The 1,879-nt window shown below is 68.3% G+C and carries 2 protein-coding genes and 1 rRNA gene; all 3 read left to right on the top strand.

The window, feature by feature from the left end; genetic code table 11:
- Positions 1 to 41 precede the first annotated feature (41 nt).
- Positions 42 to 158 (top strand): 5S ribosomal RNA (gene rrf, locus SK571_RS46075).
- A 102-nt stretch (positions 159 to 260) separates the two neighbouring features.
- The gene (locus tag SK571_RS46070) at positions 261 to 1,088 is read left to right on the top strand and encodes a GNAT family N-acetyltransferase (RefSeq protein WP_319990417.1); all 828 of its coding nucleotides are present in this window, start codon (positions 261 to 263) and stop codon (positions 1,086 to 1,088) included.
- A partial coding sequence (locus SK571_RS46065) for a GNAT family N-acetyltransferase (protein WP_319990416.1) occupies positions 1,076 to 1,879 on the top strand: 804 nt, incomplete at its 3' end. The genes SK571_RS46070 and SK571_RS46065, both read left to right, overlap by 13 nt.

Genomic DNA, 1,879 nt, shown 5'->3' with positions numbered 1-1,879 from the left:
CGAGCGGCATTCCGATCGCCGCAGGTACATCTCCATAGAGTTTCGGTGATCATAGCGTTGGGGAAACACCCGGTCCCATTCCGAACCCGGTAGTTAAGCCCTTCTGCGCCGATGGTACTGCACTGGTTACGGTGTGGGAGAGTAGGTCGTCGCCGAACATTATTTCCAAAAGACCCCTGAGGGTCGAGCACTTCGGTGCTCCCCTCAGGGGTCTTTTGCGTGCCCGGATTCTCGCTTGCGTCCTCTGATCTGATGGACCCATGGACGCCGTCGTGCACGCCACGCTGGACTCGTTCGACGCAGCCACCCACGATCGGCTGACAGCCGATCCGGTGCGAAACACCGTGGCGCTCACCTCGCTTGACCGCATCCGCCGCTCGCCGGCCACCGAACAACCGCCGATCCTGATCACCTTCCACGAGAACGGCGAAGTGATCGGCTCCCTGGTCCGAACACCACCCTGGCCGTTCCAAGCGGCAGACCTCCCCCTCCCCGCGGTGGAGTTGGCGGCCACTGTCGCCGCCAAGATCGACCCGGACGCTCCCGGCGTGACAGGCCCGCGCGAAAGATCAGAGGCCTTCGCCACAGCAACAGGCAAGAACTACACGGAATCCCTGTCCACCAGGCAGTACCGCCTGACCACCCTCGCCCCGCCGTCGGTCGGCGGTACCAGCCGCATGGCCACCGAGGACGACGTGGAACTCCTCGGCGGCTGGCGTGCAGCCTTCCTCAGGGAGGCCGTTCCCGAGGCGCCGGCCACCCCGACGACCGAAGCCATGCGCACCTCGCTGCGTCTCGGCCAGGGCCACGCCCTCTGGGTGATCGACGGCGCACCGGTCGCCTGGGCCGTGGCGAGTCGCCCGCAGGCCGGCATGACGAGGATCGGCCCGGTCTACACCCCGCCCGAGCACCGAAGGCACGGCTACGGCGCCGCGGTCAGCGCGGTAGCCACCCGGTGGGCACTGGACCAGGGCGCCACCGACGTCCTGCTCTTCGCGGACCTGACCAACCCGACCTCGAACTCGATCTACCAACGCATCGGCTACGAACCACTCGACGACTGGGCGGAGTTCTGGTGGAAGCACTGAGCCACAACAACATCCACGACTTCCTCGCCGCAGCAGGCGACTTCCTCGACGCCGACCCCGTGAACAACAGCGTGCACCTGACCAGCGTGGACGCCGCGGTACAGGGACGCAGGACACCGTCAGCGTTGATCTCGTTGCACGACAACGGAACCGTGGTCGGCGCGGTGACCCAGATGGAGGGTCGTCCGCTGCACGTCGCCGCGATGCCACCGGCCGCGGCTCCGCTCGTCGTCGCAGCGCTCGGAGACCGCGAGATCAACGAGGTCACCGGAACGCAGGAGCGGGTCGACGCCTTCCGCACGCTCTGGCGGGAGGGTGGCAAGGAGCTCTACGCCCTGCGGCTCTACCGGCTGGAGGACCTGGTGGTGCCGGACGTCCTCGGTGAGTCGAGGCCGGCCACGCCCGCCGACGATGACCTGATCACCGACTGGTGGACCGCTTTCGCGGCCGAACTGGACGGCCTCCCGCGAGCCGAGGCCGAGAAGAGGGCGGCGGACAGCCGGTGGATGCCGGCCGGGCACGTCGTGTGGCAGGTCGACGGCGTCCCGGTGTCGTGGGCGGCGAGCACCGCCCCGATCGCAGGGGTGTCCAGGGTCGGGCCCGTCTACACGCCTCCCGAACACCGTCGTCACGGCTACGCGGCCGCTGCCACCGCGGCGGTCAGCCAGTGGGCGTACGGCGAGGGCGTCGACCACGTCGTGCTCACCGCGGACCTCGCCAACTCCACGGCGAACTCCGTCTACCAGGGCATAGGCTTCCGCGCCGTCTCCGACTGGTCCGAGTACAGCTGG

It is taken from the genome of Lentzea kristufekii, assembly GCF_033949925.1.
In the GTDB taxonomy this organism is placed as follows: Bacteria; Actinomycetota; Actinomycetes; order Mycobacteriales; family Pseudonocardiaceae; genus Lentzea; species Lentzea kristufekii.
Note: the sequence above shows the minus strand (reverse complement) of the source record. Positions and strands in the feature narration are given on the sequence as shown.

Excerpts from the sequence above, each read along its gene's own strand:
- SK571_RS46070 (WP_319990417.1), top strand. The coding sequence starts at position 261 with ATGGACGCCGTCGTGCACGCCACGCTGGACTCGTTCGACGCAGCCACC.